The organism is Brachybacterium vulturis (genome assembly GCF_002407185.1).
GTDB lineage: Bacteria > Actinomycetota > Actinomycetes > Actinomycetales > Dermabacteraceae > Brachybacterium > Brachybacterium vulturis.
The window spans coordinates 3,544,676-3,571,030 of the sequence record NZ_CP023563.1 but is presented as its reverse complement, the minus strand read 5'-3'; the positions used below and the strand labels follow the sequence as shown (position 1 = coordinate 3,571,030).

At 71.9% G+C, this 26,355-nt stretch carries 27 protein-coding genes, 1 tRNA gene and 1 pseudogene; 21 read left to right on the top strand and 8 right to left on the bottom strand.

Annotation, left to right across the window (positions count from 1 at the left end; all coding sequences use genetic code 11):
* Window position 1: 1 nt before the first annotated feature.
* Complete coding sequence (locus CFK38_RS16080) at window positions 2–364, bottom strand: cupin domain-containing protein (protein ID WP_096803979.1); 363 nt, start codon at window positions 362–364, stop codon at window positions 2–4.
* 111 nt (window positions 365–475) lie between these two features.
* Here CFK38_RS16080 and CFK38_RS16075 point away from each other — a divergent pair, with 111 nt between their 5' ends.
* From CFK38_RS16075 to CFK38_RS16065, 3 genes are read left to right on the top strand one after another with little or no spacing between them, the layout of a single operon-like run.
* Window positions 476–1,306, top strand: coding sequence for a DUF5926 family protein (locus tag CFK38_RS16075; RefSeq protein ID WP_096803978.1), 831 nt, complete (start codon window positions 476–478; stop codon window positions 1,304–1,306).
* Window positions 1,303–2,700, top strand: coding sequence for a glycosyltransferase family 2 protein (locus CFK38_RS17830; RefSeq protein ID WP_096803977.1), 1,398 nt, complete (start codon window positions 1,303–1,305; stop codon window positions 2,698–2,700). Before CFK38_RS16075 ends, CFK38_RS17830 begins: the two co-directional genes overlap by 4 nt.
* The gene (locus tag CFK38_RS16065; protein WP_096803976.1) at window positions 2,697–3,272 is read left to right on the top strand and encodes a nitroreductase family protein; all 576 of its coding nucleotides are present in this window, start codon (window positions 2,697–2,699) and stop codon (window positions 3,270–3,272) included. Before CFK38_RS17830 ends, CFK38_RS16065 begins: the two co-directional genes overlap by 4 nt.
* Before the next feature lie 14 nt (window positions 3,273–3,286).
* Here the strand turns inward: CFK38_RS16065 and CFK38_RS16060 are convergent, their stop codons facing one another.
* Window positions 3,287–5,302: a hypothetical protein gene (locus tag CFK38_RS16060; RefSeq protein ID WP_245851136.1), complete on the bottom strand. Its 2,016-nt coding sequence runs from the start codon at window positions 5,300–5,302 to the stop codon at window positions 3,287–3,289.
* A gap of 80 nt (window positions 5,303–5,382) precedes the next feature.
* Between CFK38_RS16060 and CFK38_RS16055 the strand changes: the two genes are divergently transcribed.
* The 10 genes from CFK38_RS16055 (at window position 5,383) to CFK38_RS16010 (ending at window position 13,527) form a co-directional block, all read left to right on the top strand.
* Window positions 5,383–5,940 carry a hypothetical protein gene (locus tag CFK38_RS16055; protein ID WP_157773516.1) on the top strand — a complete coding sequence of 186 codons (558 nt, stop codon included), beginning with the start codon at window positions 5,383–5,385 and terminating at the stop codon, window positions 5,938–5,940.
* The gene (locus CFK38_RS16050) at window positions 5,940–6,374 is read left to right on the top strand and encodes a GntR family transcriptional regulator (protein WP_245851134.1); all 435 of its coding nucleotides are present in this window, start codon (window positions 5,940–5,942) and stop codon (window positions 6,372–6,374) included. Before CFK38_RS16055 ends, CFK38_RS16050 begins: the two co-directional genes overlap by 1 nt.
* The gene (locus tag CFK38_RS16045; protein ID WP_157773515.1) at window positions 6,371–6,886 is read left to right on the top strand and encodes a GNAT family N-acetyltransferase; all 516 of its coding nucleotides are present in this window, start codon (window positions 6,371–6,373) and stop codon (window positions 6,884–6,886) included. The genes CFK38_RS16050 and CFK38_RS16045 overlap by 4 nt, the downstream gene beginning before the upstream one ends.
* A complete protein-coding gene (locus tag CFK38_RS16040; RefSeq protein ID WP_157773514.1) occupies window positions 6,883–7,398 on the top strand; it encodes a GNAT family N-acetyltransferase in 516 nt (171 codons plus the stop codon). The genes CFK38_RS16045 and CFK38_RS16040 overlap by 4 nt, the downstream gene beginning before the upstream one ends.
* A gap of 268 nt (window positions 7,399–7,666) precedes the next feature.
* Entirely contained in the window at window positions 7,667–9,217 is a 1,551-nt protein-coding gene (locus tag CFK38_RS16035; RefSeq protein WP_096804413.1) for an HNH endonuclease signature motif containing protein, read from the top strand.
* A 27-nt stretch (window positions 9,218–9,244) separates the two neighbouring features.
* On the top strand, window positions 9,245–9,790 hold the full coding sequence (locus CFK38_RS16030) for a GNAT family N-acetyltransferase (protein WP_096803974.1): 546 nt from the start codon (window positions 9,245–9,247) through the stop codon (window positions 9,788–9,790).
* Between the two features lie 16 nt (window positions 9,791–9,806).
* Window positions 9,807–10,784, top strand: a complete 978-nt coding sequence (pheA, locus tag CFK38_RS16025; protein WP_096803973.1) for a prephenate dehydratase — start codon at window positions 9,807–9,809, stop codon at window positions 10,782–10,784.
* Between the two features lie 51 nt (window positions 10,785–10,835).
* Window positions 10,836–11,375: a YdeI/OmpD-associated family protein gene (locus tag CFK38_RS16020; protein ID WP_096803972.1), complete on the top strand. Its 540-nt coding sequence runs from the start codon at window positions 10,836–10,838 to the stop codon at window positions 11,373–11,375.
* 119 nt (window positions 11,376–11,494) lie between these two features.
* A complete protein-coding gene (locus CFK38_RS16015) occupies window positions 11,495–12,442 on the top strand; it encodes a universal stress protein (RefSeq protein WP_096803971.1) in 948 nt (315 codons plus the stop codon).
* Window positions 12,443–12,579: 137 nt separating this feature from the next.
* Entirely contained in the window at window positions 12,580–13,527 is a 948-nt protein-coding gene (locus tag CFK38_RS16010) for a universal stress protein (RefSeq protein WP_096803970.1), read from the top strand.
* Here CFK38_RS16010 and CFK38_RS16005 read toward each other — a convergent pair whose 3' ends face one another.
* Entirely contained in the window at window positions 13,528–14,709 is a 1,182-nt protein-coding gene (locus tag CFK38_RS16005) for a diacylglycerol/lipid kinase family protein (RefSeq protein ID WP_096803969.1), read from the bottom strand.
* Window positions 14,710–14,753: 44 nt separating this feature from the next.
* Here CFK38_RS16005 and serS point away from each other — a divergent pair, with 44 nt between their 5' ends.
* The gene (gene serS / locus CFK38_RS16000; protein WP_096803968.1) at window positions 14,754–16,025 is read left to right on the top strand and encodes a serine--tRNA ligase; all 1,272 of its coding nucleotides are present in this window, start codon (window positions 14,754–14,756) and stop codon (window positions 16,023–16,025) included.
* 103 nt (window positions 16,026–16,128) lie between these two features.
* A complete protein-coding gene (locus CFK38_RS15995) occupies window positions 16,129–17,001 on the top strand; it encodes an HAD family hydrolase (RefSeq protein WP_096804412.1) in 873 nt (290 codons plus the stop codon).
* Here the strand turns inward: CFK38_RS15995 and CFK38_RS15990 are convergent, their stop codons facing one another.
* Both CFK38_RS15990 and CFK38_RS15985 read right to left on the bottom strand, forming a co-directional pair.
* Entirely contained in the window at window positions 17,002–17,955 is a 954-nt protein-coding gene (locus CFK38_RS15990; protein ID WP_157773598.1) for an NAD(P)H-quinone oxidoreductase, read from the bottom strand.
* A 2-nt stretch (window positions 17,956–17,957) separates the two neighbouring features.
* Window positions 17,958–18,944, bottom strand: coding sequence for an MDR family oxidoreductase (locus CFK38_RS15985; RefSeq protein WP_096803966.1), 987 nt, complete (start codon window positions 18,942–18,944; stop codon window positions 17,958–17,960).
* Window positions 18,945–19,311: 367 nt separating this feature from the next.
* Here CFK38_RS15985 and CFK38_RS15980 point away from each other — a divergent pair, with 367 nt between their 5' ends.
* The 5 genes from CFK38_RS15980 to CFK38_RS15960 all read left to right on the top strand — a co-directional run bounded on the left by CFK38_RS15980 (window position 19,312) and on the right by CFK38_RS15960 (window position 22,077).
* Complete coding sequence (locus tag CFK38_RS15980) at window positions 19,312–19,815, top strand: PH domain-containing protein (RefSeq protein WP_096803965.1); 504 nt, start codon at window positions 19,312–19,314, stop codon at window positions 19,813–19,815.
* A 179-nt stretch (window positions 19,816–19,994) separates the two neighbouring features.
* Window positions 19,995–20,348: a GntR family transcriptional regulator gene (locus tag CFK38_RS15975; protein ID WP_096803964.1), complete on the top strand. Its 354-nt coding sequence runs from the start codon at window positions 19,995–19,997 to the stop codon at window positions 20,346–20,348.
* Window positions 20,345–21,223 carry an ABC transporter ATP-binding protein gene (locus CFK38_RS15970; RefSeq protein ID WP_096803963.1) on the top strand — a complete coding sequence of 293 codons (879 nt, stop codon included), beginning with the start codon at window positions 20,345–20,347 and terminating at the stop codon, window positions 21,221–21,223. Before CFK38_RS15975 ends, CFK38_RS15970 begins: the two co-directional genes overlap by 4 nt.
* Window positions 21,224–21,236: 13 nt before the next feature.
* A complete protein-coding gene (locus tag CFK38_RS15965; RefSeq protein WP_096803962.1) occupies window positions 21,237–21,953 on the top strand; it encodes a hypothetical protein in 717 nt (238 codons plus the stop codon).
* Window positions 21,954–21,989: 36 nt separating this feature from the next.
* Window positions 21,990–22,077, top strand: a tRNA-Ser gene (locus CFK38_RS15960).
* 245 nt (window positions 22,078–22,322) lie between these two features.
* On the opposite strand, the pseudogene CFK38_RS17665 reads toward CFK38_RS15960, so the two are convergent.
* Window positions 22,323–22,913: pseudogene (locus CFK38_RS17665) on the bottom strand (SDR family NAD(P)-dependent oxidoreductase); the annotation flags it as partial.
* Between the two features lie 162 nt (window positions 22,914–23,075).
* Between CFK38_RS17665 and ptsP the strand changes: the two are divergent.
* The gene (ptsP, locus tag CFK38_RS15950; RefSeq protein ID WP_096804411.1) at window positions 23,076–24,794 is read left to right on the top strand and encodes a phosphoenolpyruvate--protein phosphotransferase; all 1,719 of its coding nucleotides are present in this window, start codon (window positions 23,076–23,078) and stop codon (window positions 24,792–24,794) included.
* A 66-nt stretch (window positions 24,795–24,860) separates the two neighbouring features.
* On the opposite strand, the gene CFK38_RS15945 is transcribed toward ptsP, so the two are convergent.
* Window positions 24,861–25,133 carry an HPr family phosphocarrier protein gene (locus CFK38_RS15945; protein WP_096803961.1) on the bottom strand — a complete coding sequence of 91 codons (273 nt, stop codon included), beginning with the start codon at window positions 25,131–25,133 and terminating at the stop codon, window positions 24,861–24,863.
* 73 nt (window positions 25,134–25,206) lie between these two features.
* Complete coding sequence (locus tag CFK38_RS15940) at window positions 25,207–26,349, bottom strand: mannitol-1-phosphate 5-dehydrogenase (RefSeq protein WP_096803960.1); 1,143 nt, start codon at window positions 26,347–26,349, stop codon at window positions 25,207–25,209.
* Window positions 26,350–26,355: the final 6 nt, after the last annotated feature.

Genomic DNA, 26,355 nt, shown 5'->3' with positions numbered 1-26,355 from the left:
CTCACGCCGGTGGCAGGACGTGCACGACGTCCTCGCCCTCGACGGAGCCGGGTCCGGGCACGGCGGTCAGGAGCAGGACGGTGTCCTGGATGGCCTCGACGGACCGGCGCTGGGGCGGCATCTCGTGGAGCGTGCCGCTCTGGAGCACGAACGGCTCGGCGGCATCGACGCGGATCGCCCCGCGCAGGATGTAGATCGTCGCCGGCACATCGGATTCGTGCTCGGCCAGCCGCACCCCTTCGCGCAGCGCGATGACGGTCTGCTGCAACGGTCCGGTGCGCACCAGATGCTGGGTGAAATGGCCGTCCGCGGCCTCACGGGCACGGTCGATCGCGAGGGTGATGACGTTGGTCAGAGCAACCATGAACAGCTCCTTGGTCCGGGCCCCTCATCATGTGCCCGGGTCAGGGGAAGGTCAATGGCAGCGGCGGCGCGGGTCCGGCGGAGCGTGCCTGCGGTCGGTAGACTTCCCACCATGAGTCCCACCTCGAGCAACGACCTGGTCCGCCGTCCCTTCCAGGGCCTGCCCCATGAGCAGGACCTGGTGGCGATGCGGCAGCTGATCCCGGCGGCGACCATGGCCGCGAAGACCACCGCCGAGTACGGCTCCCTCGACGTCGAGATCGCGACGATCCTGCCGATGGCCTGGCCCGCCGTGCGCCGCACCGACGGTTCCGTCACCGTCGGCATCCAGGCCGGCTACCCCGGCGGCGACCTCTCCCGCGGGATCGGCCAGGCGATCAGGCTCGCCGCCGCTCTCGAGCCCGGCAACCCGATCACCACGGTGACCCTCGACGAGGACGCCCCGCGCCTGCAGGACATCCTGGACCTCGAGGGCCCCTTCGAGATCCAGGTGCAGGACACCTTCGAGTTCTGGCTCGATCCCAGCGCCGAGCGCACCGGCGAGATCGAGGCCGCGATCACCCAGGCGAACGACTCGATCATGCCCACCCGTGCGGTGGCGGGCCTGCCCCACGCCTACTGGGTCGACGCCGGTGCCAAGGAGCACCTGCGCTGGGTGCTGGACGCCGACGAGGAGAAGGTGATCGATGCGGTCGCCCGCCTCCACGCCCGTCGGGAGTCCGCCCTCGGCGAGGGCACCAAGTACGTCGGCTCCTTCCGCGCCGAGGGCCTCACCATCCCGGTGTGGGACCTGCCCAAGGGCTGCGGCGCCGAGGGCGTCGAGGCCGAGGCGGCGGCCTTCCGGTCCCGCTTCGAGGAGGCGCTGGCCGTGACCGAGCCGCTGACCGCCCTGGAGCGACGGGCGCGCGGCGGCATCGTGGCACGACAGGTGACGCTGCGATGAGCGCCGCGGGGCCGCTGACCGCGCACCGTCCCGAGCGCGTGGCCGTCGTGATCCCCGCCAAGAACGAGGCGGAGCGGATCGAGGCGACCATCGCGTCCGCCCGCCGGATCACGGGAGTGGACCTGGCGATCGTCGTCGACGACGGCTCCACCGACGCCACCTCCGCCGTCGCGATGGGGGCCGGCGCCCTGGTGGTGCGGCACAAGACGAACCGCGGCAAGGCGGCGGCGATGGCCACCGGCGCCCAGCTGGTCGCGATCCGCGAGGGCGCCGAACGTGCTGATGGCGGGACCGACTTCTCCGAGGAGCTGCATGCCGAGCCGCGGGTGCCCGGCCACACCGGCCCGCTGCCGGTGATCGATCCGACCGACACCGTGCCCCGCGCCCTGCTGTTCCTCGACGCCGACATGACCGAGACCGCCGAGGCCGCGCAGCCGCTGGTGGACGCGGTGCTCGACGAGGGCGTGGACATGGCGATCGCCCTGCTGCCCCCGCAGGACGGCGCGAGCGGGATGGGCATCGTGGTGCGCACCGCCCGTCGCGGCATCCAGCGCGCCACCGGCTGGGAGCCGACCCAGCCGCTGTCCGGCACGCGCTGCATCACCCGCGAGACCTGGGAGGCCTGCCTCCCGCTCGCCCCGGGCTGGGGCGTGGAGACCTCGCTGACGATCGACGCGCTCTCCGCCGGGTTCTGGGTCAAGGAGATCCCCGCCCAGCTCCACCACCGCGCCACCGGCAAGGATCTGCGCGGCCAGCTGCACCGCGCCGCCCAGCTGCGCGACGTGGTGCGGGCCCTGGCCCGCAAGCGCCACCTGCCCGCGGACCTCGAGGACGCGGAGCTCGAGGACGCCGCTCTCGGCGAGGCCCAGCGCTCCACCCTCGAGGAGCCGGAGGAGACCCCGCTGCCGGCCGGGCCCACCGACCACGACCAGGAGAAGACCTGGACCGTCGTCCCCGAGCAGGACGTCGCGGCCGCCGCCGCTCGCGCCGACGGACGCCGGGCCACGCTGGCCGACCTCCCCGTCTCGGGCGAATTCTCCGATGACGAGACCCGGGCGCTGGGCGACGTGGACGTGGCCGAGTTCGACGCGCTGCTGCGCGACCTGCCGGTCGAGGACGACTTCGCCCCCGACGACATCGTCCTCCTCGCCGGCATCGACCTCGAGATGCTCGCCGTCCGGCTCCATGACGCCCCGGTCGCCGCCCGCTTCGCCCCGGAGCATGCGGTGATCATCGCCTCCCACCTCGAGCTGGACGAGCCCGAGATCCCGGACTCCCTGTCCGCGCCCCTCACCCCCGACGAGTACACCTCCCTGGTCGTGCACGCCGCAGTGGAGGCGGAGAACGAGGCGCAGGACGAGGCGGAGGACGAGGCCGAGGGCACCGAGCGATGAGGTTCTTCTCCGACCCGGTGCTCGAGGCGATGGCGACCCGGCGCTCGGTCTCCAAGGTGGGGCCCGAGACGCCGACCGATGCGGAGCTGGCCGAGCTCCTCGCGGCGGTCACCCCCGTGGCCGATCACAAGGCGCTGCGCCCCTGGAGGCTCCTCCTGCTGCGCGGCGAGGACCGCAGGACTCTGGGCGAGGCACTGGACGCGGCGGGCGGCGTGGTGCGTGAGCACGGGGACCACAACCGCAAGCCCTTCCGCGCCGAACTCCTGATCGCGATCGTCGCGAGCCCGAGGGAGCACCCGAAGGTGCCGCGCTGGGAGCAGCTCGCGGTGGCCGCGGGCGCGGGCCATCTGCTCGAGCTGGCGCTGTGGCGGGCGGGATGGGGCGTCATGTGGCGCACCGGCGTGCTGGCGGACAGCGACGAGGTCCGCGCCGCGCACGGGCTCGCCGAGACGGAGCAGCTGCTGGGCTGGTTGTACGTCGGCAGCATCGACGAGTCCTTCCGCCGTCGGCTGCAGACCTCGCACCGCCCCGCCCTGGATCCGCAGCAGTTCCTGGGCCGGATGCCGCGGTAGGTCCGGGGGATCGCTCAGCCCGTGGGCGCCCGGGACGCGGAGTCAGAGGCGGGGTCGGGCAGCACCGCGGGCAGGTGGCACAGCCAGATCCCGAGCATGGCCGCGACCAGCACCGGTCCGGTGTCGTTGACCGCGTAGCCGATCCACGCCCCGGCCACCAGCGCCACCCGCACCGGGTAGGAGGCGGGATGCGCGGCATCCAGCGCCGCCAGTCGCCGCCAGCGGAGCCGGCCCGGGAGCAGGATCGCGACCGAGGCGACGACCGCGCACAGCATGACCGCCGCGAGCGCGGGATAGCCGGTGGTCATCGCCACGTTCTGAGCGAGCTTGCGGATGACCACGTCGAGCAGCTCACCGCTGAGCAGCTCATCGATGAAGCGCCCCAGATGCGTGCGCTCCTCCGCCGGCCGCAGCCAGTCCAGGAACGACACCCCGAGCACCGCGACCGCGCCGCCCACCCCGAGGGCCAGCAGGTGCCACAGCCGCGGCCGGATCCCGGAGACCAGCAGCGCCAGCAGCCCGAAGGTGGGGACCGTGGCCAGCATCGAGCCGAAGTCCGCGCCCATCGACGGGGCGACGCACACGAGCGCGACCAGACCGCCGACCACCACCGTCCACACCGTCCTCGCGCGCGCGGTGCGCACCACCGTGAACAGGCACAGCAGTGCCATCAGCGACGCCGCCAGCACCATCCCGAACAGGTGGTTCGAGAGTCCGTAGAAGCGCCCGCCGGAGATCGGCTGCGCCCCCAGCGGCGAGGACAGCTGGAACCGGGACCCGGTGGCGGACTCCCCGAGGATCAGCAGCGCGACCAGCGCCGCCGAGACACCCACCGGACCCAGCCGGTGATGCCGCCAGGGACCGGCCAGCACCAGCACCGACAGCAGCGCCCCGCCCGCCCAGATCACGCCGGTCAGCGCGAGGGTCGGCTGCTCCGCCCGCCACCAGGGCACCAGGGAGGCGAACAGCCCCAGGGCCAGCGGCAGCGGCGCGATCGCCGCGAGGCCACGGCCGACGACGGCGAGCCGTGGCCGCCGCGCCAGCGGCGGGACCAGCACGATCACGATCCCGATCGCGCCGAGCACGAACCAGGAGCCGAGCGCGGGGACGGTGGCGGCATCGACCTGCTCCGCGGCCTGCGAGCGGTCCAGCGCCAGCTGCAGCGGATCTGCGTGCTCGGTGCCGCGGAACGGCTGGCCGGGGACCAGCCCCTCGGCGCTCGCGCCGTGGGAGGCGAGGATCGTGGGCAGCACATCGGTGAGCACCACCACCCCGGTCTGCTTGGTGGAGCCGCTGGTGAGCGCCTGTCCGGGGAAGGCCGTGTCGAGGGCGACCTGCAGCCCGGCCGTGCGCGAGGCGACCGCGCCGGGATTCTCGACGGACTCCGGATGCTCGGGATCGGTGGCCGCGACGGAGACCAGCAGGGTGCGGGGGAGATCCGCGGCCTCGCAGCCGCCGAGCTCGTCGAGGATCGCGCCGACGGTCGCGTCGAGGGCGGTCAGCGACTGCTCGCGGGCGGGATCGTCGGCCTGGGGGAGGGACGGGGCGATGACCTCGACGAGGCCCCCGGCACCGAGGGCGGCGGCGATCTCGGTGGAGGCGGTCTCGGGCGGCGCGTCACGCCCGTCCAGCTCGAACGTGCTCACCGGCACGTCGAGCCGCTCCCACTGGTCCGTCGCCGGGGTGGGGATGCCGCTGGTGCGCGGCGCCTCCTCCGCCAGACCCCGATACCCGGTGTGCAGCGTCTCCAGGCCCTGCCGCTTCGTGGAGACGACGCTGGTCGAGGTGGTGTTCATGGCACCGACCCCGGAACGGTCCGCGAGGCACTGGAGATGCGGGGTGGTCTCGGGGTCGATGTCCTCCCAGGTGAGCCCGGCGGTCGCGATCACGAGGCGCACGGGGTCAGCGCGGCCGTCCGGATCGTCGGCGGAGGCCGACGGGGCACCCGCCAGCACGAGCAGGCCCAGCAGCGCGGCGAGCAGCACGGCGAGCGGCGCACGGCGCACGGTGGCGAGCAGATCCTGGAGCACGCCCCGATGTTACGGGGCGAGGGGTGCGGAACCGCGACCTGCGCAGATCCTCCACCTGTCCTGCACCGGACCTCGCCCTCGTGCTCAGCGCTCTCGCTCTGGGGGTGCTGGTGCTGGTGACGTTCGTCTCCACGACGCTCGCCACCTCGGGCCGGTACTTCAGCACGGTGCAGGACGGCGCCGACGGCGGCGTCCTGCGCACCATCGCGAGTCCGTTCCCCGGCGCGCACTACACGGTGCCGATCTGGGTGAGCCTGCTGCCGCTCGTCGTGAGCGCCGTGCTCGTGCTGCGGCTGATCCTCCGTCGTCGCCCGAGCGATGACCCGCAGGACATACTGCTGCGCCGCCGCTCCTCGACCTCGGTGCTCGGCGCCGTCGTCCTGGCCTGCGCGCTCACCCTCGTGCCCGTCGCCGGGCTGATGGTGATGCGTCTGGCATCCGCCCCGGGCCAGGGGACGGGGCTCGCTCTCGCCCTCGCCGGGCCGGGTGCCCTCGTCGGGCTCCTCGCCCTGCCCGCCGGGCTCGCTATGGTGGTCTTCCCGGAGGTCGTCGCCCGCCGGTCCGGCGCGGCCGACGGGCCCGTCCCGGAGATCGCGGTCCGGGGACACGGCCCGGCGGCGGCGCAGGGGACGCGCTGATGAGCCATATCGTGGTCGATATGAACAACCCGACGCCGCCGTACGAACAGGTCCGCCGCGAGATCATCGAGCAGGTCGGTTCCGGTGAGCTCAGGCCCGGCGACAAGCTGCCCGCCATCCGGGTGCTCGCCGGGGATCTGGGCCTCGCGCCCGGCACGGTCGCCCGCGCGTACAAGCTGCTCGAGGAGGCCCAGATCGTCCTCACCCGGAGGGGCGCGGGCACGACCGTCGCGCCCGGCGCGGCGATGGAGGCGCGCAAGCTCGCGGCGACCGCCGAGCGCGAATCCGGCGGGCCGATCGATGCCGGGCTGGTGGCGCTGTTCGCCGGCCCGATCGTGGCCGCCCGCGCCCGCGGCGCCCGTGACGTGGAGATCCTCGCCGCGGTGCGCGCCGTGCTCGCCGGGGAGAACGGGGAGGACGGTGGGGGAGCGTGACATCGGTGCGTCTCGCACAGCACGACGCCGCGGCGGCGGCACCGTTCCGGGATCGCATCCTCGAGCTGTGGCCGAGCGTCTTCGGCCCCGTCGCGGATGAGCATCAATGGCGCACCGGGTTCTGGGAACAGCACCGCGGTCGCGCAGACTTCCGCCTCATCACCGCCGAAGGCGGAGACTCGCTGCTCGGCTTCGCCTGGGGGTGCACCGGCGAGCGAGGACAGTGGTGGGCGGACATGGTGCACGCGGCCATCGAGGCCGACGCCGATGACTGGGTGGGTGGCCACTTCGAAGTCGTCGAACTCGCCGTCGGTCCCGAGCATCGGGGCAGCGGGCTCGGGGGAGCGCTCTTCGACGCTCTGCTGGCCGATCTCGAGCACGACCGTGCGCTGCTGCAGACCGACGTCGATCCGGATGGTGCCGGCCATCGTCTGTATCGCCGTCGGGGCTGGACCGTGCTCGGCGAGCTCTCGCCGGGGAAGGTCATCATGGGGACGCGACTGGCGGCATGATCCACCTCGAGCGTCTCGGCCCCGAGCATGCCGATGCGATCCTCGCCGGCCAGGATCCGGCGCTCGCTGCGGAGATCGTGGGGGAGCGGTGGAGCCGGGCGAGCCTCGACTCCTTCCTCGCGCGCGCGGCGCGTTGGCGGGCCGATGGTCCGATCCGGGAGTTCGCAGGGATGAGCGGCGGAGCCCATGGCGGCGCCGGCGTTCTCCTCGGCGGCGGCGGGCTGAACCTGCTGGATCCGGGGCTCGAGCACGGTGACGCCGTGCTGACCTACTGGATTCTCGCCCCGCACCGGGGGAGGGGTCATGGCCATGACCTCGTGAGCGCCCTGCTCGCCCGTGCTCGGGAGGACGTGCGGATCTCCCGGCTCGTGCTGCGCATCGCCCCGACGAATCATATGTCGTGCGCCCTCGCCCGGAGCGTCGGCGCACAGCAGACGAGCGAGAGGGAACGGCATCCGGCGGACGCAGCGCGCGCCGTGGACCGCTGGATCCTCGATCTGCGCGAGGACTGAGGCTCGCGGTTCACCTCACTCCCGGGCCGTCAAGGCGTGTCGTGAAATGTGGATTCACTGTGCAATAAATTGTGGATGGATTCAATCATTCCTCCCCACTGCAAGTTATCCACAAATTCATCCCCATCTGCAGGGATGTCTTGTGTCGGTGGGTGCGCACGAGATAAACTGAGAACCGCAGAAAGAGTTGTTCTTTGTGCGCGGTGTTTTGTGCATTCAGTGTTTCGTGCATTCCGCGATCGAACGCCACGACGAGGAGGTGGAGACGATGACCGTGACCCAGCCGCATCCTGCTGGCCGCTCCGGCGACGCTGTTCCCTCCTCCCGGGTTCGTGCGCGCACTCCGCTGACTCCCGACTCTCTGGTGTCGCGCGGGAAGCTCGTGGCCGGCGACGCCGACGCCGCCGCGATCATCCGGATGATGGAGACCGAGCGCGAGGAGTCCCGGCGCCATGCCCGGCACCTGCTGGACCTCGCCCCGTTCTGGATCGACCACGAGGACCCGGACCTCTCGGAGGACCGCGAAGAGCGGAGCCTCGCGATCGCGATCGCCCTGCGCACCACCACCGCCCGGGCCTCCTGCCGGATCCGTGACGCGCATGTCGCCACCGCCGAGATGCCGCGGACCTTCGAGCGCCTCGCCGCCGGGGGCATGCCGAAGGACTGGCATCAGAAGATGCTGAGGTCGGTCCGTGACTTCACGCCGTTCCAGCGCTCGCAGGCGGATGAGTTCATCGCGGCCTGGGACCTCGCCTCGATACCCGCCGATCGATTCCAGGACGAACTGCGGCAGCTGGTCTCCTGGTTCGAGAGGGAGGAACCGCGCCACTGCCCGGAGCACTCGCGTGACGTCACCGTCGAGTCCAGCGGACGCGACGACGGCATCGCCTGCCTGCGCGTGACCGGTCCGATCCCCGAGATCCTCGCCCTCGCCCGCCGGATCGACGCCGCGGCGAAAGCGGTCCAGGCCGAGCAGCGCCATGCCCTCGAGGACGGGGCCCCGATCCCCTTCGACCTCGACGGGGACGTCGCCCGCGACGGCGGCGCCATGACCCTCGCCGCCCTGCGCTACGCGGTCATCCACCGCACCCTGCTGGACACCGCCGGTGTCGAGGTGCCCGCCCCCCGTCACCGCATCAACATCGTGGTCCCCGTCCTGACGATGATGGGCCTGGACGACACCCCCGCCACCTTTGACGGTGTGACCCCGCTGCCCGCCGCGATGGCCCGCAAGCTCGCCGAGTCCGAGCCCGTCTGGCACCGGGTCTTCACCGATCCGGCCACCGGCGCATTCCTCCCGCTCCCGGCCCAGCGCTACCGCCCCACTCCCGAGATGGTCGAGCACCTGCGACTGACCACCCCTCGCTGCGCCGTCCCCGGCTGCACGAAGGGCACCACCGATGACGCGGAGAACGACCACATCGAGGAGTTCGACCACGCGCACCCGGAACGTGGGGGCCCCACCAGTCTCGACAACCTCCACCGATTGCACTGGGGGCATCACGACCTCAAGACCGCCGGACGCGTGGACCCGGTCCGAGAACCCGACGGCTCCACCACCTGGACCGTCGGCTCCCCACCCCTGGTCACCACCAGGGTGTCACCCCGCCCTGACCTCGCCACGCCCCGTGTCGCGACCGCCATGAGGGAATCCTGGGAGCGCTACCAGTGGCTCTGCATGATGGAAGAGATGGAACGCCACGGGGAGGTGGATCGGATCTTTCGGGAATGGGGACCAGTGGACACCGCCGTCGAGGAGGCATGTCTCGATGAGGACGACCTCCGGCGCGCGTCCTGGGACATCGACCCGCCGTTCTGAGAAGGCCCGCCATGGCACCATGTTCCGATGCCGCGCACCATCCGCCTCGTGCCCCCGTCCGTGACCCGGTACTCCGAGTACCTCGACTGCATAGCCGACTTCGCCGGCACCGCGATCGGCGGGTCAGGCATCCGTGATCCGCAGCAGCCTCCCGTCGCCGACGGCGATGTCATCGAGTTCGTCACCGCCCGCCTCGCCGAGGAGGACTCGGACACCGAGCTCGCCGACGGCTGGGTGCACTGCACCAGCCGCTGGATCATCGACGCCGAGACCGAGGAGATGCTCGGATTCATCGCGACCCGGCACCGGCTGAATGCGTTCCTGCTCGCGCAGGGCGGCCACATCGGCTATTCGGTGCGGCCCTCGGCCAGGCGCCAGGGGATCGCCTCCGCCGCCCTCGAGCTCGCGCTCGCCGACGCGGAGCGGCTGGGCATCGACCCGGTGCTGGTCACCTGCGACGACGACAACCACGGCTCCCGCCGCACCATCGAGAAGGCCGGCGGCGAGCTCGAGGACGTCCGTGACGGCAAGCGTCGCTACTGGATCGGTGAGGGGCCTCGTCCCCACGCCTGAGCGCTACCCTTTCCCCATGCGGTACGGATTCCTCGGTCCCGAGACGACCTTCACCCACCAGGCACTCCTGCAGGCCCTCGCGGTCATGCCCGAGGAGTTCGACGCCACCGCCGCGGAGATGGTGCCCTTCTCCTCCGTCGCCACCGCCGCCGCCGACCTGCTGGCCGGCGACATCGACGCCCTCATGGCCCCGATCGAGAACTCCGTCGAGGGCGGGGTCTCCGGCACCCTCGACGTCCTCGCCGCGACGGACTCCATCACCATCGTCTCCGAGCAGACCGTGCAGATCACCTTCGTGCTCGCGGCCCGGGAGGACACCGCGCTGGACCAGCTGACCAGCGTCTCCTCCCATCCGCACGCCCAGGCGCAGGTCCAGGGCTGGCTGCGGGAGCAGGTGCCCGGCGCGCAGATCGCCGCCGCCTCCTCGACCGCGGCCGCCGCGCGCGACCTCGCCGCCGCCGAGGCGGGCGAGGCACGCGGCCGGGCCGCCGTCTGCTCCCCGCTCGCCGCCGAGCACTTCGGCCTCGCGGTCCTCGCCGAGGGCATCGAGGACTACGAGGGCGCGACCACCCGCTTCGTGCTGGTCACCCGCGAGGGACGGATCCCGGCCCGCACCGGCGCGGACAAGTCCACCCTCGTCCTGCAACTGCCGCACGACCGCTCCGGTGCGCTGCTCGAGGCGCTCGAGATCCTCACCTCCAACGGCGTGAACATGTCCCGGATCGAGTCCCGTCCCATCGGCGACTTCCTGGGCCGGTACTCCTTCTCCCTCGACATCGAGGGCCACATCGAGGATCGCCGTGTCGCCGCCGCGCTGCGGGCGCTGCATCGGCTCTGCCCGGTGGTGCACTACCTCGGCTCCTACCCGCGCATCGACGGTCGGCGCGCCGAGGTCCGCGAGGACTTCGCCGACCACGCCTATGACGACGCCCGCGAATGGATGCAGCGACTGACGGAGATGATCACCCCGACCGACCCGAGCACCGAGATCTGAGCCCGGACACCGAGATCTGAGCCCGGACACCGAGACCCGAGGGAGCGCACGATGGCAGAGAAGACCACCACCCCCGTCCACGGCAGCACCGCTGTCCGGGCGATCGACGAGCGGCTCATCATCCCTCTGCCCGAGGAGGCCAGTGCCGCGCTGCCCTCCCGCGGCCAGGTCGCCGTCGAGGCCGTGCTGAACGACCACGAGCTCACCACCGTCGTCGAGCCCGACGGTCGCAAGGGCCACTGGCTGCGCGTCGACGACGCGCTGCGGGACGAGCTCGACCTCGAGGAGGGCACCGCCGTCGAGTTCACGCTCACGCCGACGGCGGCCTGGCCCGAGCCGGAGATCCCGAGCGATCTGGGCGCCGCCCTCGAGGACGCCGACGACCTGGCCCCGACCTGGGCGTCGATCACGCCCATGGCGCGCTGGGAATGGGTGCGCTGGGTCGGCGCGACCCGGAATCCCGACACCCGCGCCCGCCGCGTCGAGGTCTCGATCGACAAGCTGCGCGGCGGGAAGCGCCGCCCCTGCTGCTTCGACCTCGCCTCCTGCACCGATCCGGAGCTGGCCCGCAGCGGCAGGCTGAAGGACTGATCGCGGGGACCTGTGCCGGAATCGGGGTCAGAGGGTGAACTAGGGTGAGAGGCGACGAGGTGGACTCGACAGCGGGGCGCCATCGTCGTCCGTGCCGGCAGCCCCGCGGAGGATCAGACATGCACAGCGCTGCTCAGCCGAATCACCCCTCGACCCCCGGTGACCCCGCCGCGCGCGATCTCGGCATCGTGGTCGGATTCGACGGCTCACCGAACTCCGAGCTGGCACTGGACCACGGCGCCGCCGTCGCCGCGCGCCGCGGCTGCCCGCTCACCGTCGTGATCACCTACCGGCCCACGATCCCGGGATACCCCACCGACGACGAGCTGCCGCCGGACCCCGAGGACGTGGCACGGAGGCAGCAGGCCGAGGCGGTGCTGGGCGGGGCCGCGCAGCGGCTGACGGAGCATCCCGGCACGGTCTCCTACCTGGCCATCGAGGGTGACTCCGTCGGAGCCCTTGCCGACGTCTCCGCGTCGGCGCAGCTGGTGGTCGTCGGCGCCCGCGGGCGGGGCGGCTTCCTCGGCCGGGTGCTGGGGTCGGTGTCCATGGCGCTGCCCTCGTACGCTCGGTGCCCCACCGTGGTGATCCCCGCTGCGTCGGAGCCCTGCGACGGTCCGGTGGTCGTCGGTGTCGATGGCTCGCAGCACGGTCGTCGTGCCGCGCTGCAGGCGGCGCAGGAAGCGGCCGACCGCGGCACCTCCCTGGTGCTGGTGACCGCGCTGCAGACGCCGGACAGCGGCGAGTACTGGTTCCCGCTGCGCCCCGGCGATGCTGCGGAGCTCGTCGAGGAGCACCGGACCGAGCTCCAGGATCGTCTGCAGCAGGAGATCGCGTGGCTCCTGGAGCGCGTGCCCGGCATCGAGATCACCGGCGAGGTCCGGCGGGGGGCGGCCGCTGCCGTGCTCCACGATGCGGAGCGCGGGGCGCAGCTGCTCGTCGTCGGCTCCCACGGCCGCGGCCGCGTGGCCAGCGCCCTGCTCGGCTCGGTCTCCCGGGCGATGCTGCACGGAGCCCGGCGACCGGTCATGGTGGTGCCGCCGCGGGCGGACGACCGCGCGGACTGATCGCCCGAGGACCTCTGTCCTGGGCATGACCTCCGGTCCGACGTACGCTGGGACACGACGAGGATGAACTCGAGACTCGGGACTCGGGAGCGGGGCGTCATCATCGTCCTCACCGGCAGCCTCGCGGAGGAACTGCCATGTTGATCGACGATCACCCTGAGCTGCGCGAGATCCCCTTCGACCTCTCCACACGCGATCTCGGCATCGTGGTCGGATTCGACGGCTCGCCGAACTCCGAGCTGGCGCTGGACTACGGTGCCGCCGTCGCCGCCCGCCGTGGTGCCCCGCTCACCGTCATCACCGCGTACAAGTCCCCCTTCCCGCTCTACGTCAACTACGCCTCGCTCCCACCGTCGAACGAGGAGGGGGCCGGCAAGCGGGAGGCCGCCGCCGTGCTGGAGGACGCCGCGACGCGGCTCGCCGGGCACCGCGGAGAGGTCACCTACCTGGCGATGGAGGGGCACTCCGTCGGAGCCCTCGTCGACGCCTCCGCGAAGGCGCACCTGGTGGTCGTCGGCGCCCGCGGGCGGGGCGGCTTCCTCGGCCGGGTGCTGGGGTCCGTGTCGATGACACTGCCGGCGCATGCGCAGTGCCCCACCGTGATGGTCCCGGCCGAGGCGGAGCTCAGCGACGGTCCGGTGGTCGTCGGTGTCGACGGGTCGGCCCATGGGCGCCGTGCCGCCCTGCATGCGGCGCAGGAAGCGGCCGACCGCGGCACCTCCCTGGTGCTGGTGACCGCCATGCAGACGCCCGACACCGGCGAATACTGGTTCCCGTCCCAGCTGCGCGACGCCTCCGACCTCGTCGAAGGGCGGCGGGCCGATCTCGAAGAGGAGCTGCAGGAGGAGGCCGCGCGGATCGCCGAGCACGTGCCCGGCATCGAGATCACGGGTGCTGTCCGGATCGGTGCGGCCGGCGAGGTCCTCCACGCCGCGGTGCCCGAGGCGCAGCTGGTCGTGGTCGGTTCCCACGGCCGCGGCACCGTCGCCAGCGCGCTGCTCGGTTCGGTCTCCCGGGCGACGCTGCACCGGGCTCGGCGACCGATCATGGTGGTCCCGCCGCTGCGCGATGAGCGGGTGGGGTGATCAGGCCTTCTTCGCCCCCTTGGCACCCTTGGCCTCCGGGACCCGCAGGCGCAGCACGCCGGGATCGACGGTCGCGATCATGTGGGTGGCCTCGGCATCGGTGTCCCCGTCGAGCTGCACCGGCTGCGGCTTCGTGGTGGTCACCTGGATCCCGGTGGTCAGGTAGCGGTCCATGCTCGCGAGCTTCGGACCGAACTTCGGGGTGAGCTTCGGGTTCACGACCTGGGCGGCGACCTGGCTGAAGCCGGCGGCGCCGCGCCATCCGGCCACGACCACCTCGAGCAGGCCGTTGTCGATCGTCGCATCCGGCATCAGCACGAAGCCGCCGGGCAGCTTGCCGACATTGCCCAGCAGCACGGTGCGCGCCTTGTGCGCGTGACGGGTCTCGTCGGGCAGCTGCACGACGACGTCCACCGAGCGGCCCAGCACGGTGCGGATCCCGCCGAAGATGTAGGCGATCCAGCCGATCCGCTTCTTCATCTCCGGATCGGTATAGCCGATCATCTCCGCATCGGCCCCGAATCCGGCGATCACCAGGAAGATCTGCCGCTCCGCGGAGCGGGCGGCGGCGATCGAGTCGCCGATGCGCAGCCAGCCCACGTCGACCTGTCGGTCCGTGCCGGTCAGCGCGGCGATCATCGCTGCGGTGGGGTCATCCAGCGGGACCTCGACGTTGCGGGCCAGCAGGTTCCCGGTGCCGGCGGGGATGATGCCCATCCGGGTGTCGGTGCCGGCCAGCACCGAGGCGACCAGGCGCACCGTCCCGTCGCCGCCGGCGGCCACCACCAGATCGGCGCCGTCCGCGACGGCCTGCTCCGTCTGGCCCGTGCCGGGATCCTCGATCGTGGTCTCGTAGAAGACGACCTCGGCACCCTCGATCCGCTCGACCACATCGGTGATCTTCCGGTGGAAGGTGTCGGTCTCCTCGAACTTCGAGGGGTTCAGCACCACGGCGACCCTGTGCAGGGAGTCGTCGGCCGACGGGCCCGCCGACCCGTCCTCCGCGCCTCCGGAGGTCTCGGAGGCGCGGGCGTGGACCTCGTGCCCTTCGGCGGCCGCCGTGAGCGCGGCGAGCTCGCGACGGTGGCGGCCCAGATGGCGCAGCACCACGACCAGCAGCACGATGGTGATCACGGCGATGACCACCGTGGTGATGCTCAGCAGCAGCAGAGTGTGGTCCATGTCGTCAGAGTAACGGCACGCCTGTGCGCGGGTAGTCTGGGTCGATGATCGATCTGCGGCACCTGCGCGAGAACCCTGAAGCTGTCCGTGACGCCCAGCGGGCGCGCCGACGTGACCCCGCCGCCGTGGACGCGGTGCTGGAGGCCGACGTCCGCTGGCGCGAGATGACCGCGGCCTTCGAGTCCGCGCGCGCCGAGCAGAAGGCCTTCGGCAAGCAGGTCGCCCAGGCGCAGGGCGAGCAGAAGCAGGCGCTGCTGGCCGAGGTCAAGCAGCTCGCGGCCGATGTCAAGCGGCTCGAGGCCGAGGCCGGCGAGGCGCTGACCACCCGCGATGCGGCGCTGCGGGAGATCCCGAACCTCTCCGAGGGAGCCCCCGAGGGTCTCGAGGACGACTTCACCGTGCGCGAGCACGTCGGTGAGGTGCCGCGCTTCGAGCATCCGGTCAAGGATCACCTCGAGATCGCCGAGGGGCTCAGGGCGATCGACATGGCCCGCGGCGCGAAGGTCTCCGGCGCCCGCTTCTACTTCCTGCGCGGCATCGGGGCCCAGCTGGAGCTGGCGATCCTGAACTCCGCGATCGACCAGGCCACGAAGGCCGGGTTCACGCCGATGATCACCCCCACCCTGGTGCTGCCCGAATCGATGGAGGGCACCGGCTTCCTCGGCGAGCACGCCGATGAGGTCTACCACCTGGACAAGGGTGATGATCTCTACCTCGTCGGCACCAGCGAGGTGGCGCTGGCGGGCTACCACAAGGACGAGGTCATCGACCTCTCCGACGGCCCGCTGCGCTACGCCGGCTGGAGCGCCTGCTATCGCCGCGAGGCCGGCAGCTACGGCAAGGACACCCGCGGCATCATCCGCGTCCACCAGTTCCACAAGGTGGAGATGTTCTCCTACTGCCGGATCGAGGACTCCTACGAGGAGCACGAGCGGCTGCTGGACTGGGAGCGGGAGATGATGGCCCGCATCGACGTGCCCTACCGCATCATCGACACCGCCGCCGGCGATCTCGGCACCTCCGCCGCCCGCAAGTTCGACTGCGAGGCGTGGATGCCCTCGCAGTCGACCTACCGCGAGCTGACCTCCACCTCGAACACCACGCAGTTCCAGGCGCGACGGCTGAACATCCGCGAGCGCACCGAGGACGGGCTGCGGCCGGTCGCCACCCTCAACGGCACGCTCGGCACCACCCGCTTCCTCGCGGCGATCCTCGAGAATCATCAGCAGGCCGACGGATCGGTCGTGGTCCCCGAGGGGCTGCGCCCCTACCTCGGCGGGCGCGAGGTCTTCGAGGTCGTGGGGGGCGCTGCCTGAGATGGCGTCGTCGTCCCCGCTCCGCCGCCTGCTGGAGGCTCTTCGTCACCGACGGTTCACCCGTTCGTCGCACGCCGATGCCACACTGCAGGACATGACCGGCATGACCACCTCCGCCCCCACCTCGATCACCGACCGTGAGGCCACCCGTGCCCGCCTCGGGGAGCACCTGACCGGCCTGGCCGGTGCGACGCTGCTGATCGGGCTCGATGTCGACGGGACCCTCGTCGACCACGACGGCGCGATGACCCCCGAGATGCACCGGGTCCTGCAGCGGGCCGCCGAGGAGCACACCGTCGTCATCGCGACCGGCCGTTCCCTCGGGGCGACGCTGCCGATCGTCGAGACCGCCGGGATCACCCGCGGCTACGCAGTCTGTTCCAACGGCGCCGTCACCGTCGAGATGGATCCGGAGGCCCCCGGCGGTCACCGCATCATCGACACCCGCTCCTTCCTGCCCGGCCATGCGCTGCGCACCCTGCGCGAGGTCGCGCCCGATGCGCACTATGCGGTGGAGATGTCCGACGGGACGTTCCGCTCCACCGCCGGCTTCCAGGACGCGAGCTTCGGGGTCCAGGCGATCGAGAGCGATCTGGACGAGCTGATGGAGCTCGAGGCGGTGCGCGTGGTCGTGCATGTGCCGGACCTCTCCCCGCAGGAGTTCTCGAAGGTCATCGCCGACTCCGGCGTGCACGGCGTCGAGTACTCGATCGGCTGGACCGCCTGGCTCGACATGGCCGCTCCCGGCATCTCCAAGGCCAGCGCCCTCGACGCGCTGCGCGAACGGCTCGAGATCGACACGGGCCGCACGGTCGCCGTCGGCGACGGCTTCAACGACGTCGAGATGCTCACCTGGGCCGGCGTGGGCGTGGCCATGGGCCAGGCCCCGCAGGGCGTGAAGGACGTCGCCGACGTCGTCACCGACTCGATCTTCGAGGACGGCACCATGCTGGTGCTGGAACAGCTGCTGGACTGATCAGCCCCGGCGCGCGGGCGGTGCGACCTGCAGGACGATCTTGCCCAGATGGCCGCCCTCGCGGAGCACGGCATGAGCCTCCGCAGCGTGCTCGAGCGGCATGCGGGCATGGATCGGGATCTGCAGCTCGCCCGAGGCCAGCAGCGGCCAGACCAGCGCCTCGGCGGCCTCGAGGATCTGGCGCTTGGCCTCGGTGGGGCGGGAGCGCAGGGTGGTGCCGATGACGCGGGCGCGCTTGCCCATCAGCAGCCCGATCGGCAGCTCGCCGGTGGCGCCGCCGAGGGTGCCGATGATGACCAGACGCCCGTGCTCGCGCAGCATCCGCACGTTCTCGCCGAGCGTCGGCCCACCCACCACGTCGAGGATCACGTCCGCCCCGCCGGTCTCCCGCACCGCCGCCAGCAGATCCGTGGAGTGCCGGTTCCAGGCCATGTCCGCGCCGAGCTCGCGCACGGCCGGGAGCGCCTCGTCGGAGCCGGCCGTGGTGAGCACCCGGGCGCCGAGGTGCCGGGCCAGCTGGATCGCGACGGTGCCGATCCCGCCGGTGCCGCCGTGGATCAGCACCGTCTCGCCCTCGGCCAGCCCGGCCTCGATCACCAGGTTCGAGATCACGGTCGCGCACACCTCGATCACGCCCGCGGCCTCGACCAGGTCACGGCCCTGCGGTGCGGGGAGCAGCTGCGGCTCGGGGACGGCGACCACCTCCGCGTAGCCGCCGCCGGCCAGGAGCGCCACGACCGGCTCGCCGGTGTCGCGGCGGTGGCCGGAGACCTCCAGCCCCGGCAGCTCGGAGGCGCCGGGCGGCGGCGGGTACTTCCCGGCGACCTGGGCGAGATCGGCGCGGTTCACGCCCGCGCCGACCACGTCGACCAGCACCTCGCCGGGGGCCGGGACCGGCTCGGGCAGCTCGGCGAGCTCGAGGCGGTGGTCCTCGGTGATGGTCATCGCGCGCATGGTCACCGGTCCACCTCCACGATGGTGCGGCCCCGCACCTGTCCGGCGAGGATGCGTTCGGCGTGGTCGATCACCTCGGAGAGCCCGATGGCGGTGGTCATGCCGTCCAGCAGCTCCGGGTCGAGCTCGCGGGCCAGGGCATCCCAGGCGCGCTCGCGCAGCGGCAGCGGGCACTGGACCGAGTTGATCCCGGCCAGCGTCACCCCGCGCAGGATGAAGGGCAGCACGGTCGCGGGCAGGTCCGGACCCTGCGCCATCCCGTAGGCCGCGACGGTGCCTCCCCAGCTGGTCTGGGCGAGGACGTTGGCGAGCGTGGTGCTGCCCACCCCGTCGATCGCCGCCGCGAAGCGCTGGGACTGCAGGGGACGGCCCGGCTGCTCGGACAGCTCCCGCCGGTCCAGCACCTCGGCGGCGCCGAGCTCCCGCAGGTACTCCCCGTTCTCCTCGGTCCGGCCGGTGGAGGCGAGCACGCGGAAGCCGCGGCCCGCCAGCAGGGCGACGGCGATCGAGCCGGCGCCGCCGGAGGCTCCGGTGACCAGGACGTCTCCGGCGTCCGGGGTGATGCCCGCATCCTCCAGGGCCAGCACCGCGAGCATCGCGGTGAACCCGGCGGTGCCGATCGCGGCGGCGCGGTCGGGGGAGAGGGTCGCGGGCAGGCGCACCAGGGCGTCGGGGCGCACCCGGGCACGGGTCGCGAAACCGCCGTGGACCGATTCGCCGATCCCGTCGCCGTTGAGGACCACCAGGTCGCCGGCGGAGAAGCGCTCGTCGGCGGAACCGGCGGCGTCGGTCACCCGGCCCACCAGGTCGATGCCGGGGATCAGCGGATGGGTGCGGGCGATGCCCTTGCCGGCCAGGGCCATGCCGTCCTTGAAGTTCAGGCCGGAGACCAGGACGTCGAGGCCGATGTCACCGGTCAGCAGCGACTCCTCAGCGTCCTCCAGCAGGCGCGGGGCCGCGCCCTCGGACTCGATCAGTATCGCGCGCATCGGGGGCGCTCCTCTCGTTCGGGGCGGGTGGCTCCAGCCTATGCGCCGTTCGTCGTCGCCGGGGTCCAGGGACCGGCGCAGGGGGAGCGTTGGAGTGGAAGCTCAGGATCAGACACTTGTCCTCGAGTGAGGGCGGATCATGACTGCAGACCTGCCCGAAGGTGCTCGTGAGGCTGCGGCCGCCGGTGCGCTCGCACCCGCTGCCCGGATGGGTCCGAGCCCGCTTCTCACGGTCACTGACGAAGAGATGCTCGTCCTGTATGGGAGCGCGGGAGAAGGACAGTTCGCTTCACCGTGGCTCGGCCGTCTGGCCGCAGATCGCGGCGAGAGGTTCGACCGGAATGCATCGTCCGGAAGGATGAGGGAGATGGCAGAGATCAGGTATCGAGCGCTCCGCACCGGATGGGTCCGTGCAGCGCTGGGAATCGTCATGGCCCTTCCGATCCTGACCATGCTCGTCGGCGGTGCGGTGCTGCTCACGCTCGATTCCCTCGCCGGGGTGCTCGGGGCCGTGATGTGCTGGGTGGTCGGGGTGCTCTTGGTCGCCATGCTGGTGATCGGCACCCGGCTCCAGTTCCTCGTCGATGACGACGGGCTCACCCTGGTCCACTACCTCCGCACCCACCGGATCCCGTGGGGGCAAGTCGCCGCCATCGAGCAGAGCCATGCCTATTGGTCCTCGGGGGCCGTCGTCGTGGTGCTCCGAGATCCACCGGGGCACCGAATCATGGCGCGGGCGACCGGGGACCGCGTCGCCCTGTACCGCGGGGAGAGCCCCTTCGCTCTGGGCAGTCCTCGCGACTACCTGCACCCGCCCGCCCTGGCCGCCATTGCCGCGCACCGGCGCTGGCTCGCGGCCGAGAGCCGGTAGCCGGCAGGTCTCCGCACGGCGTCTGCAGGCGCCTCACTCGCTTCGGCCGCGGAAGCGTGCGGCCCAGTGCTGCCGCATCGATCCGCAGAGACCCTTGACGGCACGTCAGTTCAGTGGTTCATTAGTGGAGTAATGAACCAAGGAGCCGCAGCGGCGGCCCGACCACAGGGGAGGCTCGAGTGCTGGACGAGTCGAAGCCGCTCTACATAGCGGTCGCGGAGCAGATCGAGGACGGGATCCTCGACGGCACCCATCCGGAGGACTCCCCGGTGCCCTCCACCAATGAGCTGGCGGTCTTCCTGCGGATCAATCCCGCCACCGCCGGCAAGGGGCTGAACCTGCTCGCCGATGCCGGTGTGCTGGTCAAGCGGCGCGGAGTGGGCATGTTCGTGGCCCCCGGGGCCATCGCCCGGCTGCGGCAGCGCCGCCGCGACGACTTCTCCGACACCTACCTCGTCCCGCTGATGCGAGAAGCCGCCCACCTGGGCATCGAACCCCGAGAACTCATCGAGATGATGGAGACCCTGCGATGAACGCCATCGAGACCCGAACCCTCAGCAAGCACTTCCGTGACGTCACCGCCCTGGACGGCGTCTCGATCGACCTCGCCGAGGGGCGCGTGCACGGGCTGCTGGGCCGCAACGGCGCTGGCAAGACCACCCTGATGAAACTGCTGACCGGGCAGCTCTTCGCCACCTCCGGCGAGATGCGCGTACTGGGAGAGGACCCGGTGGAGAACGCGCACGTGCTCTCGCAGACCTGCTTCATCCAGGAGAGTCAGAAGTACCCCGACGGGTTCCGTCCGCTGGACGTGCTGCGCATCGCCGGAGGCCTCTACCCCGCGTGGGACCAGTCGCTCGCCCGGGAGCTGGTCGCCGAGTTCCGGCTGCCGGAGAAGCGGGTGATCAAGAAGCTCTCGCGCGGCCAGCTCTCCGCCGTCGGCATCATCGTCGGCCTCGCCTCGCGGGCCCCGCTGACCTTCTTCGACGAGCCCTACCTGGGCCTGGACGCCGTGGCCCGGCGACTGTTCTTCGATCGCCTGCTGGCCGACTTCTCCGAGCACCCCCGCACCGTGATCCTCTCCACCCACCACATCGACGAGGTCTCCAACCTGCTCGAGCACGTCGTGCTGCTGGACGAGGGGCGGGTCGCGATCTCCGCGGAGACCGAGGAGCTGCAGAGCGCGACGATCGAGGTCTCCGGGCGGCTCGAGGAGGTCCGGTCCTTCGCCGCCGGTGCCGAGGTGCTCCACCTCCAGGAGATCGGTGCGCTCGCCACCGCGGCCGTCCATGCCGAACCGGGCAGTGCGGAGCGGGCCCGGGCGGCCGGTCTCCAGGTCTCCCCCGTCTCCCTGCAGAACTACATCGTCCACCGCACCACCGCCGCGGCCTCCGCGCCGGTGACCTGAGAGGAGCTCCGAGATGCGCTCACGCAATGTCATCGACATGCATCTGGTCAATCGCATGCAGGCCTTCGGCTGGCCTCTGTTCGCCGTCACCATCGCCTTCATGGTCATCCTGGCGGTGGGACTGATCGTCCGCTCCCAGGGCGGCGAGGCGCAGGCGGGGATGTACGAGGGCATGGAGTGGAACGGGGCGATCTTCGCCCTGCTGGGGCCGCTGATCGGCTACGGCTTCACCTCTATGGGCCAGTACTTCCCCCTCGCCCTCGGGCTGGGACTGACCCGTCGCGAGTTCGCCGCCGGTGTGAGCGCGGTGTTCCTGGGCAACGCCGTGATCTACTCCGTGCTGATCACGATCGGGAAGACCATCGAGAGGGCCACCGAGGGCTTCGGCCTGCGCATCCGGTTCTTCGATGTGTTCTACACCGGCACCGGCTCGTCCTGGCAGACGCTCGTGCAGACCTTCCTGCTGATCCTGGCGGTGCTGTTCCTCGGGGCCGCCATCACCGCGGCCTTCCAGCGCTTCGGCCAGGCCTTCCTGTGGCTCTCCGCAGCGGCCCTCGCACTGATCGGCCTCGGCGTGCTCGCCGGGGTGGTCTTCCTCGACGGCTTCGGCAGGGCCCTGCTGGACGTCCTCACCATGGGATGGGGCCCGTGGATGGGGGTGATCGCCGTGATCGGTGCGCTCTCCGCCGGCGTGTGGCTGATGCTGGTGCGGCGCACTCAGGTGAGATGAGTCCCGGTACACTCCCGGGGGTGCCTCCGGGCACGAGGAGGGTTGTCAGAGCGGCCGAATGAGATGGTCTTGAAAACCATTGTGCAGTGACCCTGTACCGCGGGTTCGAATCCCGCACCCTCCGCCCTCGGCCCGCGCCCAGGCCGTGACCTCACGGGCCAGGTCGCGGTCCAGCGCCGCCTCCGAACGGCGCAGGAACGTGGGTCGCCCCCGCAGCGCGCGGAGGCCGTCGGGGCCGATGTAGGAGCCGGGCGGCAGCGGCTGGGTGGCGGCGAAGAGCACCGTCGCGGCCCCTCTCGTCGCCGGCATGGCGAGCGGACGGGTCAGCTCGGTGACCATCCGGTCCAGTCGTGCGGAGCCGGTGGCGTTCTGCAGGTTCGTCAGCACCCAGCCGGGATGGACCAGCTGCAGATCCACCGGCCCTGCCAGCTGCCGCAGCCGCTCCGCCAGCTCGAGCCCCCACAGCATGGTCACGAGCTTGGACCGTCCATAGGCGGCGGGCAGCGACCAGCCGCCGCGGGAGAAGTGCGGATCGGCCAGATCGATCGCACCGGAGGCGTGGGCATCGGACGCCGTCACCACGACCCGTTCTCGCACCAGCGGCAGCAGCAGATCCGTCAGCAGCAGGGGCGCCAGGGCGTTCACCCCGGTCATCAGCTCGAAGCCGTCGGCCGAGACCTCACGGCGCCGGGTCACCAGGCCCGCGACGTGGATCAGCAGGTCGATCCCGCGCTCGCCGGTGAGCTCCGTGATCTCGCGCGCCGCGGAGCGGACCGAGGCGAGCTCCGCCAGATCCAGGTGGACCAGGCGGACCGCCTCCGGCCGGCCGGTCTCGCGCACGATCCGCGAGCGGACCACCTCTGCCTTGGCGCGATGGCGCACCGCCAGGATCAGCTCCGCGCCCCAGTGGGCGAGCTGGAGCGCCGCCTCGCGCCCGAGGCCGTCGCTGGCCCGCGTCATCACGACGGTGCGCCCCCGCAGATCGGGCGCGTGCAGATGCTCCCAGCCCATGGCGTTCATCGCGCCATCGTAGAGGTGCGGACGCGGAAGGGCGGCGGCACCGGGCCGCGTAGCATGGCGGGCACAATCCGCCCGATCGGCTCCCCGGAGGAGATGGCAGCGATGGCCCAGTACACAGGTGTGGCAGTGAGCCCCGGCCGAGTGATCGGCACGATCCGTTCGATGGCCCCGCCGGTCGCCGAACCGCCTGCGGGGGAGAAGCTGCCTGCGGGCGCCGACGCCGCCGCCGAGGCGGAGCGGATCCCCGTCGCGGCCGCCGCCGTGCAGGCCTCGCTGATCCGGCTGGCCGAGCGCGCCGCCGGGGACGGGAAGAAGATCCTCGAGGCCACCGCGCAGATGGCCGCGGACCCGTCCCTCACCCAGACCGCCCAGGGCCTGGTGACCTCCGGCGGCAAGTCCCCGGCGCGCGCCGTCTGGGAGGCCGGTGACCAGGTCGCCGTCATGCTCGAGGGCCTCGGCGGGTACATGGCCGAGCGCGCGACCGATGTGCGCGATGTGCGCGCCCGCATCGTCGCCGAGCTGCGCGGCGAGCAGGCGCCCGGGATCCCCGAGGTCGAGGAGCCCTTCGTGCTCACCGCGATCGACCTGGCCCCCGCCGATACCGCGACCCTCGACCCGGGCCGGGTGCTGGCCCTGGTCACCTCCGACGGCGGACCCCAGTCGCACACCGCGATCCTCGCCCGGCAGCTGGGCCTGCCCGCGATCGTCGCCGCCAAGGACATCCACCAGTTCGCCGACGGCACCGAGGTGTTCGTCGATGCCGGCTTCGGCACCGTCACCGACGAGGTCACCGAGGAGCACCTCCTCCTCGCCGAGGCCTGGACCGAGCTGCAGAAGCACCCGCTCACGTACGAGGGCGGGGGCGGGGTCCTCAAGGACGGCACCCGCGTGCAGCTGCTGGCCAACATCGGCGGCGCCGAGGATGCCGAGAGGGCGGCGGCCGCGAACGCTGACGGGGTGGGCCTGTTCCGCACCGAGTTCCTGTTCCTGGATCGCGAGGACGAGCCGAGCGTTAAGGAGCAGACGAAGGCATACCTCGAGACCTTCGCGCACCTGAAGGGCAAGAAGGTCGTGGTGCGCACCATCGACGCCGGCGCCGACAAGCCGCTGCCCTTCCTCACCGACGCCGACGAGCCGAACCCGGCGCTCGGCGTGCGCGCCTATCGCACCTCCTGGGAGAAGCGCTCGGTGCTGACCAACCAGCTGGACGCGATCGCCGCCGCGGCGGCGCAGTCCGAGGCGACGCCCTGGGTGATGGCGCCGATGATCGCGACCGTCGAGGAGACCGAGGACTTCATCGCCCTGTGCCGGGAGCGCGGGCTCGCCCCGGCCGGGATCATGGTCGAGACCCCCGCGGCGGCGCTCACCGCGGATCGTCACCTCGAGGCCTGCGACTTCGCCTCCATCGGCACCAACGACCTCACCCAGTACACGATGGCCGCGGACCGTCAGCTGGGCTCCCTCGCCCACCTGAACACCCCGTGGCAGCCCTCCGTGCTGGCACTGGTGAAGGCCACCTGCGACGGGGCCCGCGCCGCGGGCGGTGATCCGGAGTCCTTCGGGGAGAGCGCGAACAAGCCCGTGGGCGTATGCGGAGAGGCCGCCGGGGCACCGGGCCTCGCCGTGGTGCTGGTGGGCCTGGGCGTGAACAGCCTGTCGATGACCCCCCGGTCACTGCCCACCGTCGCGAAGGTGCTCTCCACCGTCACCCTCGAACAGGCCAGGGAGCTCGCGGCGACCGCCCTCGCCGCCCGCACCGCGGACGAGGCGATCAGCGCGGTCCGCGCCGGGCTGCCGATCCTGGGCGAGCTCGGGCTGTGAACCGCGGAACCCCCGGACAGTCCCGCTGAGGGGAGGTTCCGGGGGTTCCTGCAAGCGTCGTCCCGCTCACTCCTCGGCGTCGAGGTCCTTCTCCAGCAGCGCAGCCAGTGCGTCGACCGACTCGTCGGCACCCTCGCCCTCGGCGCGCAGCGTGACCTCATCGCCCTGGCCGGCGCCGAGGGTCATCAGCATCAGCATGCTCGAGGCCTGCACGGCGTTGCCGCCCGCCTTCTCGATGGTGACGGTCGCGGGCTGCTGCGCCGCGGCCTGGGCGAAGATGCCGGCGGGGCGGGCGTGGAGCCCGGAGGAGCTGGCGATCTTGACGGTGCGCTCTGCCATGGTGTGTACCTTTCGTGGGCTCACGTGCTGTGAGGGGAATATATCGTCTGTACGTGGTGGTGGGGCGGTGGGTTCAGGGTCCCGTGATGCGTGCGGCGATGAGCGCTCGCACCTCGGGATGCAGCGGATGGTCGGGGGCGAGGCCGGTGATCTCCAGCGTCGCGGCGTCGGCGCTCGTGGTGCGCAGCAGATCCTGCAGGCGATCCACCTCCTCGTCGCCCTCGGGGGTGAAGGCGAGCGCCGCGGCGACGGCGGACAGCAGGCCCTCGTGCTCCAGGCCCCGTTCGGCGAGCGCGGCGGCGGGGCCGATGATGCGGTCCTCGCGCGAGAGCTTGCGCAGCGGCCCGCGGCCCACCCGCTCCACCGGATCGGGCAGGGCGGTGTTCGCGAAACGGCCCAGCACCTTCGCCCGGTAGGAGGCCATGTCGTCCTCGGAGAAGCCGTGCCGGGCGCTCAGCAGCGAGGAGGTCTCCGCGAGCACGGTCTCGACCTCGATCGCGACTGCGGGGTCGCGGATCGCCTCGGCGATGGTGGCGTGTCCCGCGGCCCAGCCGTGCCAGGCGGTGGTGGCGTGGCCGGTGTTGACGGTGAACAGCTTGCGTTCGATGTACGGAGCGAGGTCGTCGACCCAGGTGATCCCCGGGACGTCGGGCTCGTTCCCGCCGAAGGGACCGCGCTCGACCGCCCATTCGAAGAAGTCCTCCACGGTGACGTCCAGGCCCGCGCCCTCGGCCTGCACCGGTACGATCCGGTCCACCGCGGTGTTGGCGAACAGCGCCTTCTCCTCGAGGTCCTCACCCTGATAGTTCGCCCGGATCTCCTGCTCCAGCAGATCCGTCGCGTTGATCGCGTTCTCGCAGGCCATCACGGCCAGCGGGGGAGCCCCGGCGGGGCGGGCGGCGATCCCGGCGGCGATGCTCGGCGCGACGAAGCGCAGGATGCGCGCGCCGACGGCCGTGGTGACGATGTCCGCCGAGGCGATCTCCTCGGTCAGCGTCTCCGGGTCCTGGTCGGAGTTCAGCGCCCGGAACCCCTCCACCACCGTGGTGGTGGGGTGCTGACCGACGGTGGTGACCGTGAAGGAGTCCGCCTGCTGGAGCTGCTGGACGAGGGACTCGGCGACGTCGGAGAACACCACCTCGCAGCCCGCCTCGTGCAGCAGCAGGCCCACGAACCCGCGGCCGATGTTCCCGGCCCCGAAATGCACTGCCTTCATCGCTGG